This is a genomic window from Lysinibacillus sp. NPDC048646 (assembly GCF_050272295.1).
Classification (GTDB): Bacteria; Bacillota; Bacilli; order Bacillales_A; family Planococcaceae; genus Lysinibacillus.
The window spans coordinates 213,286-221,464 of the sequence record NZ_JBNNLZ010000004.1; the positions used below are offsets into that span (position 1 = coordinate 213,286).

Consider the following 8,179-nt stretch of genomic DNA (forward strand, 5'->3'; position numbering starts at 1 on the left):
CTCTCATATTAAGAGTTAGCCCCAATTCTAGCCCCAACTGCATTTAAGCTTTGACTAAATACTGTCACCGATTCTTGCTCCATTTCTTTCAATACATGACCGTAGACTGTATGAACCATCTGTGGTGTGTTACCTAATCTTTCAGCAATTACCTTCACGGGTAGCTTGTTATTTAGAAGCACCGTGCAATGCGTATGCCGTAAACCGTGCAGTGTTGTTTTAGGGAGGTTAGTCCTCTGTATAATTCTCTTAATCGCTAAATTTGTATTGTTTGTTGAAATCGGTTCTCCTAAATGTTCCGAAATGAAAATAAATGAATCATCATTTACATCCTTCAGCTTTTTCCCACACGATAGCAATTTCTTCTTACACCATTTTCGATATGTTTCTAATTGATCTATTACGAGTGGATCAACAAAAATCGTTCGATCGCTATTTTTAGTTTTTGTTTTACCAACACCATATTGGCCACGAGAGCGAGCAATAGTGATTGTATTGTTTTCAAAATCAATATCTTTCCATTGGAGCCCGCACGCTTCACCACAACGCAAGCCAGTATAAGCAACAGTCAACAAAAAAGTATAACTCGTTATATTTTCGTTATTCTTTGCATCTTCTAAAAAAGTGACTAATTGAACAGGTGTAAGGAAATTCTCTATTTTTGCATCGTCTACTAATTTAACTCTAGTGAAACGATTACGATCTAACACCTCGGCTTCAACTGCGGCGTTGATAGCAATTTTAAAAAGACTGTGTAATAATTTCAACATAGAGGGCGCATAGCGCTTTTCTAGCACGTTAATGAACTCACGTTGATATGTGGCTTTGTCTAACTTTTGGAGCTTGTAGCGACCTAGTAATGGCTTCATTTGCAAACGTATAGCCGATTCGCGTTGCACTAATGTTTTTATGCTCCAGTCTTTTTTATTCTCTGCATACCACATATGCAACCAATCACTAACAGTTAGATTCTCATTTTCTATATGTTTTGTTTGTCCGCGCAGCGTTGAAGCCTTTACTTCCAGAAGGGCTTTCAATGCTGATTTTTCTGTTTTAAAGCCACTTTTCTTCTTCTCTTTCCGCTTTCCGAACGAATCATAATACTTATGCCGAAACATCCATAGCTTTTCATCGCCTGCATTGAAGTAGTGATATATCTCAGGTTCTTTTGTCGATTTATATAACTTCACCTTTACCATTCCTTTCATGGCTTGGCGGCGTGTGTACAGGAATAGGTGAGTGTATAAATGTTAATCTTCTTTGAGTTTTGATTGCGTGTACTTATTAATTATTTGAATTTGTTTAAAGGTGAATTCTATTAATTCTAAAAGTGTATCTGTGGATTCCTTACTGATTGGCTCACCATCAAAGTTTAAATCATCATAAATTGTTAATTTTCTTTTTAAGTTGGTAAGACTTTTTGCTATGTCTTTTTCTTCTTCCACTTTGTTTTGTATTTTATATTTATTGAATTGTACTTGCTCTAGCTGCCATTCTATCGTTTGGATTTGATCTTCGATTTTCCGTTGTTCATTTTTTACTAATTTTATTTTTTCATCTTTAGCTACTGCTTCAAAAAACGACTTCATTCTTTCTGTTGAATTTTCTATAGACATATCTAAATTCTCTTCTTCGAATTCTTTCCAAGTTTTAAAAAGAAAATCCTGTCTCTCCTTGAGGATGGTTAATTCATTTTTTAATAAAGAATAATCTTCTTCGTTTTCCCAATATCCTGCGGCCTCCATTAATTCAAAATACGGAATATCTAAGCCATTAGACAACTTTTTTAAAATATCGGGTGTGGGTTTGAATTTCCCATTCTCAATTTGGGATATATATGGATTAGAAACACCTGAAATACTAGAAAGTTCAACTAATGTCAAACCTTTTTCTTTTCTTAACATTCTTAAATGTTTTCCTAACTCAATCGAATTCATAAAAACACTCCTTTCTTACAGCATAGCAAAAGAAATCTTGGTAAATCAAATAAAATAAAATAATTCTTGATAAATAAAATAAAAAGATATATTCTTGGTTTATCAAGAAAATTGAAATTTGATATAAAGGGGGTATTCGATGATAAAGGTTTCTTTGACAGTGAAAGAAGTCGCAGAGTTACTAAGTGTTTCAACAACAACTGTTTATACAATGACACGGGAAAAGGAGATTCCACATAAAAAAATTCGGGGGCGTATTATTTTCCATCGTGCAACTATTGAAAAATGGCTTTCTACACCTACAGAACTTTAATATTCAAAATCCAACGAAAGAAGGTGAAAAAATGATACCAACTCAAATTGAACTAAGCCTAGATAAAAAAGCAATACAGCAGCATATTGAAAAACAGCTTGACGATGCTATTCAATCTCAACTATGGCTAGTGTCAGTGGATAAACTTGCACAGCTAACAGACATGTCGAAGCGGTGGCTAGAGGACGAAATACTAAACGATCCTCGTATGAAGGCAATTGAGCGAAAAAAGAACCGGAAACGATGGTATTTGGCACAACAGGCATTCGTGGTAATAAATGAAATTACATCAGAATGGTAAATAAACGCTTGGCGGCGTGTGTATATGCAATAAGGTAGCTATTCCAGCTAAAGGAGGTACGGCGATGAAATGCGGAAAATACAACGGCAATATTTTGACATCAAAAAAGATAATTATGCAGAAATACCTTATGAACTACGGCTGTGTAAACAGTGGGTGGTGTGGAGGCTAGAGCAAAGAGGTAATAAACAAACAAAAGTTCCATATCAACCTAACGGCTATCATGCACAGTCGAACAATGCGAATACATGGCACACTTTCGATGATGTGGTGAATGCTGCTAGGACAAATAATTATGACGGTATCGGTTTTATGTTTAGTAAAGATGATGATTATATAGGAATTGACATAGACCATTGCTTAAAAAATGGTGCATTCAACGAGGTAGCATGTGACGTTTTAAGCACACTGAATAGCTATACAGAAATCTCACCTAGTGGAATGGGTATCCACATTATTGTTAGGGCTTCAATTAATCAGGGGCGTAAAATTCCAGCCTTAGGATTAGAAATATACCCTCACGGACGATATTTCACATTTACAGGAAATCGTATCAATTCTTTGGGTGTGGAAGAGCGTAAGGATGAATTAATAGGAATCATTGAAAAATATTTTTATGAAAGAGATAAAAAAATTAGTGTACCCAAGCGTCACCCCAGCCACCAAATACCAATAAAATCCACAATTTCAAACAAAGAATTATGGAATAAAATGTTCAATTCACGTAATGGAAGTATTATCAAAGCCTTATTTGACGGTCATTTAGTTAATAATGATTGGAGTTCGGCGGATCTAGCGCTATGTAATCATCTTGCGTTTTGGACAGATAAAAATGCTTATCATATGGATAGTATGTTTAGAGAATCAGGGTTAATGCGTGATAAATGGGATGAAGCACGTGGAGAACTGAAATACAATGAAATGACTATCTACAAAGCGATAGAGGACACAAAGACTTCTATATCTGACTATCAAAATACTAGTAATCTAGCGAGTAATTTAAAAAGTAACAGCACAACAGAAAAAGGCGAAATATCTACTTGGTGGGTAACGAATGCGAACGGTACAAAGACGCTACTACATAAAGTAATGGCAGAAGAAGTATTGAATGAGTTCTGTATTGTTCGCTTTCCTACACCCCATAGTGATTTATATTTTTACAATAAGCAAAAGGGAGTATATGAACAAGATAGTTCAGGTAGGCAAGTGAGTGCAATCATTAGGAGTAAGGACGATTTAAGGAACAGCCAGGTGAAAGAGGTTCAAGAATACATTCAGGACATGTCACCAGTAGTTTGTAATGTGAATGTTAATTATATCGCTCTTAAAAACGGTTTATTAAATCTAAAAACTTTCCAGTTAGAATCATTTAATCCGAATGTATTTCTAATACAAAAAATATCTGCGAATTATAATAAAAATGCACATGATGACTTTGTACAGCAAACACTTGAAAAGGTGACAAAAGGATATGCGCCGAGTATACAGAACATTCACGAAATGTTCGCATGTGTGTTATATCCTGAAATACTCGTTCCAAAAATGTTTTATTTGTATGGACGTACAGCACATAACGGAAAATCATCGGTATTGACCATGATTTACGAAACATTTGATAAGAACGGCGGCAATATTTCCGCTGTTTCACCTCAAAAATTGGCTTCTAATACGTTTGCAGGGGCTTCAATTTACGGAAAACTGGCTAACATGGTGGACGACCAGCCCGACCAACTCATAGAGGACAGCGGTACTTTAAAAACGATTATTACAGGTGGTAGGGTAGAAATAGAGCGTAAAGGGAAAGATAGTGAAACTGTGAAAATGTCTACCGTGTGTATTACGGCCAGTAACTATTACCCGAACTTTAAGGAGAACGGGAAACAAATTAATAGAAGGCTGCATATTATTCCATTTGAATATGATTTCTCCAATGACCCAAATCTCATGTCAGACAGTGAGAGTATGCAACGAATAGCCAGCGAAACAGCAAGAGAATATGTCTTAAAACTAGCAGTAGAAGCATTAAAACAAATGTTAGTGAATCCAAAAGCTGATAAGTTAACTCACAATGAAAAGTCTATTGAGGCTGGTGAGTCATTCGCAGAACAAAACGACCCGTTGAGTGATTACTTTTTTGAATATGATATTGACTATTTTGAGGAAATGCCAGGGCAAAGAGTGTTACAGGAATATGAAGAATGGTGTAAAACTAACCGTACTCAACCTTTAGATTTAAAAAAGTTCAAAGAAGCTGTATGTAATCGGTACAACATGGAATGGAAAACAAAAAGTATAAAGATAAAAAGTAAATGGAAGTCTGTAAAAGGTTTCAAAATTAAAAAATAGTAACAAAAACAGTAATGCAGTAACTAAAAAGAAACAGAATAAGTAACGAGTTTATGCTCAGAGCCACAAAGGATGGACATTGTTTTCATCTGTTTATTATTACCGTGTTACCGTTCATTCTCAAAATATATATACATGTGTGTAAGTATAATGTTATGGGTACATTGTACTTATACGGAATACTCTATTTTACTTTATAACGGTAATATAGTAATGAGATATAAAAGATAGCTACAATTCGATGTTTATGAGTTTTTTGACAGTAATAAAACAGTAATGAAATAGTAACAAACGGTAATAAAGATTAGCCAAAAATTTTTAAAACACTTGACAAAAATAAGTGAATTTTGACTTGAAGTGTAGGTGATATTATGAATTTCGTACAACCGATTCGTGATCCAGATGTTATTGAGGAGATAGAACTGTTTTTAAAAGAAAAAAATGAGAGAGATTACATCTTATTTTTACTTGGTATTTATACGGGACTTAGAATTTCAGATATTCTAAGTCTTAAAGTTAAAGATTTAAAAGATAAAAAATACTTAGTTATCAATGAAAAAAAGACACGTAGAAAGAAAAATAACGGTAGAAGTATTGAATTGAATCCTATTTTAAAAAAGGCATTAAAAAAGTATTTAAAGGACAGACCGAATCATGAATATGTTATTAAGAGCCGTGTAGGAAATAATAAGTCAATTACTAGGGAACGAGCATATATGATTTTAAGAGAGGTAGCAAATGAATTCGATATCGATTCTTTAGCATGTCACTCCATGAGAAAAACGTTGGGTTTTCATTTATATCAGCAAACAAAAGATATAGTGCTGGTACAGAAGACGTTGAACCATGAGGATTCTAGTTACACTTTACGTTATATTGGCATAGAACAGGACACAGTAAACAGCAAGATAGCCACATTAAAATATTATTAACGAGGAGAGATGACCGTGAAACGGATTAGCCCCAAAAGGTTCGAACTTGCGATGAGGGATTTTAGTAGTTTGGGAGATACGGTGGAATATTTCTTGGAGTGGATTAAACAAGGAGAGTATGCTAATTATGCCATGATCCATTTTCCATTAGAAGGACAATTGGCGTTAAGAATTATTGAAGGTATGGACGATTGGCAGTGCCAGCACAGTAAAGGGGTTAGATTTAAATTAGATGGTATCGAATTTGTAGAGATTTATGATAAAAAAGAGCATCAAAATGAAATAGATAGGTTACTTGAAGCGAGTGTAAAAATAAATTATTAAACATGCGAACTTCACATAATTCGTACATGTAAAGTTAATAATAGAGAAGTAGAGAAAACTCTTGGTATATAAGGTTTTAAGGGGATGGCGTGAACATAACACAATATGAATTATGTTATGTTGAATACCAAGTAGTCACGGAGTCACTAGCAGCAATGAATAAAGGTGTTGGAATAATATGCGAACGTTACTATTGAATTTTGGAATTTTGTTAATTTAGATAGTTTTTCTTATAGTAATCATAAAAACTGTGGACGTTTAGCCGGTTGATTTATGCAACATATTTATACTTATACAAGGGTGAGAAACCAAGTAGTAAGGTAAAAGCAAGTCAAATGTAGTGGTCATGTATATAGGTAATAGTTGTTCTATGTTACTTTTATTGCAGCATTTTACTGAGGGTGAAAACAAACTCAATTACAAATGTGAAAACAACTCAAATAGATTTTTAGGGCACTGTAAAAAGTTGATTAAGTGATACTGCAAAAAGGAGACAAAGAAGGATGAAATAAGCGGTAATACCGTTAATTTAAATATAAAGTGAAAATGATGATAAGGGGAGTGTGTCATTTGAATTTGTTATCGGCAGAGAGGGAAATTAAAGGGTATGACGTTGAACAAATAGCAGAGGCTTTAATAATGGATAAAGATGAATATGTAAAGAAAGAAGAAGGTCTAATGCCTTTTAACGCATGTGAAATGTTTAGAATTTCTCAGCTTCTTGAGAACAAAATAAGCGACCTATTCGAGGAAAGAGAAATAAAAAAAACAGTTAATAGAAATAATACTGGGGATGCTATGATGAATTGTTTAATAGATTTTGTAGAGCATAAGGTAAACCATTTAGAATTGATACAATGGGAATTAGAAGAATCGACAAAAGAATTAAGTGTACTTTTTGAAGATACAGAAAATGATGATATATATAATTTATATAGAAAAAACGTTATTTATTCAGAAGCTATTGCAAATACTTTGGATATTGTAAGTAGAGAATTAATTTCATATAGAGAAATAATAAAGAGTGATAATTAGAAAAGAAAGAGCTGCATTTAAAAAAGTAGCTCTTTTTTATTTATACGATTTCTGTATATAATTTAGGTAATAAATGGGGGGATAGAAGTGGGATATGCATTAGTTTCATTTGCTTTTGCAGGGAATCATTTTGAACAGCAATTATATGTGTTTAAAACAGGGGTAGTTGGATTAAAAAAGGGAGATTTAGTACTTGTAGAAAGTGATAATAAAAAAGGTTATTCATTAGCTATGTTTGAGTATTATATGCTTACAGATGAAGAGGCAGAGCGTTTTCCAGAAAAAGAATTTATTCGTAAAACATTGATTAAAAAGGCGCATAAAAATATGTTAAATAGTTTAATTAGAATAAGAATTCTAGATTTGAAGGATATAAAAATAGCAGATGGTGTTTATAAATGCTATAGGAAGTCTTTTCGAAATAATAAGGGATTAAGTGAAATTGAAATTAGAAAGAAGTTAATTAGGAATATGAGTGTTGCTGCGGAGCCAACACGCATTAAAGATAATGGTATTACAAGATATAGATTTGGTTTGATGTGTATAAATGTTAGAGATAATTGTGTTATAGAGATAGCTGCTTCAAATAAGAAAAAAATGAAATGGACACGTCCAGAGCAATTAGAGTTAATTGCAGAAGAGTTTATTGAAAAATTAGGTCTGTGAATCAATGTTACTTAATTTTGAGAAACTTATAGAAACAGAACCAATAATAAAGGGTTTCAATCTAAGAACGGACTGTCATTAGACGGTCTTTTTTTGCTTTTAAGCGCTATAATTTAAGAGTTGTGTACTGGATTCTTCTTCAACTTCCATGAAAGAGCTTAATTATCTTTCATTTTCTGTGGTGAAGTGCTGTTTATTGCGCTTCATGGATGGCTAATGGGGCAGTTTAGTTGTGCGAAATGTTTCTAGTTTAAATTGAGAATGGTCACATTACTCAGGTAAAGGCTAGACAGTTCCTTTCGGAACTGAAGGGTTATATCGAAGA

Annotated in this window: 9 protein-coding genes; 7 read left to right on the forward strand and 2 right to left on the reverse strand. The window is 33.5% G+C overall.

All coding sequences use genetic code 11. From position 1 onward, the window contains the following. Positions 1-8 precede the first annotated feature (8 nt). Both ACQKII_RS07555 and ACQKII_RS07560 read right to left on the reverse strand, forming a co-directional pair. Positions 9-1,199 (reverse strand): tyrosine-type recombinase/integrase, encoded by a 1,191-nt coding sequence (locus ACQKII_RS07555; protein ID WP_427457929.1) that lies wholly within the window; start codon positions 1,197-1,199, stop codon positions 9-11. A gap of 51 nt (positions 1,200-1,250) precedes the next feature. Then, a complete protein-coding gene (locus ACQKII_RS07560) occupies positions 1,251-1,937 on the reverse strand; it encodes a helix-turn-helix domain-containing protein (RefSeq protein ID WP_427457932.1) in 687 nt (228 codons plus the stop codon). Positions 1,938-2,076: 139 nt separating this feature from the next. Between ACQKII_RS07560 and ACQKII_RS07565 the strand changes: the two genes are divergently transcribed. From ACQKII_RS07565 to ACQKII_RS07595, 7 genes are all read left to right on the forward strand, one after another. Next, a complete protein-coding gene (locus ACQKII_RS07565) occupies positions 2,077-2,250 on the forward strand; it encodes a helix-turn-helix domain-containing protein (protein ID WP_427457934.1) in 174 nt (57 codons plus the stop codon). Positions 2,251-2,281: 31 nt separating this feature from the next. Then, a complete protein-coding gene (locus ACQKII_RS07570; RefSeq protein ID WP_427457936.1) occupies positions 2,282-2,551 on the forward strand; it encodes a hypothetical protein in 270 nt (89 codons plus the stop codon). Between the two features lie 69 nt (positions 2,552-2,620). Next, a complete protein-coding gene (locus ACQKII_RS07575) occupies positions 2,621-4,897 on the forward strand; it encodes a phage/plasmid primase, P4 family (protein WP_427457938.1) in 2,277 nt (758 codons plus the stop codon). A 371-nt stretch (positions 4,898-5,268) separates the two neighbouring features. Beyond that, the gene (locus ACQKII_RS07580) at positions 5,269-5,829 is read left to right on the forward strand and encodes a tyrosine-type recombinase/integrase (protein ID WP_427457940.1); all 561 of its coding nucleotides are present in this window, start codon (positions 5,269-5,271) and stop codon (positions 5,827-5,829) included. Between the two features lie 15 nt (positions 5,830-5,844). After that, entirely contained in the window at positions 5,845-6,153 is a 309-nt protein-coding gene (locus ACQKII_RS07585) for a hypothetical protein (RefSeq protein ID WP_427457943.1), read from the forward strand. A gap of 570 nt (positions 6,154-6,723) precedes the next feature. After that, positions 6,724-7,188, forward strand: a complete 465-nt coding sequence (locus ACQKII_RS07590) for a hypothetical protein (protein ID WP_427457944.1) — start codon at positions 6,724-6,726, stop codon at positions 7,186-7,188. Positions 7,189-7,275: 87 nt separating this feature from the next. After that, a complete protein-coding gene (locus ACQKII_RS07595; RefSeq protein ID WP_427457947.1) occupies positions 7,276-7,854 on the forward strand; it encodes a hypothetical protein in 579 nt (192 codons plus the stop codon). The last annotated feature ends 325 nt before the right edge of the window (positions 7,855-8,179 follow it).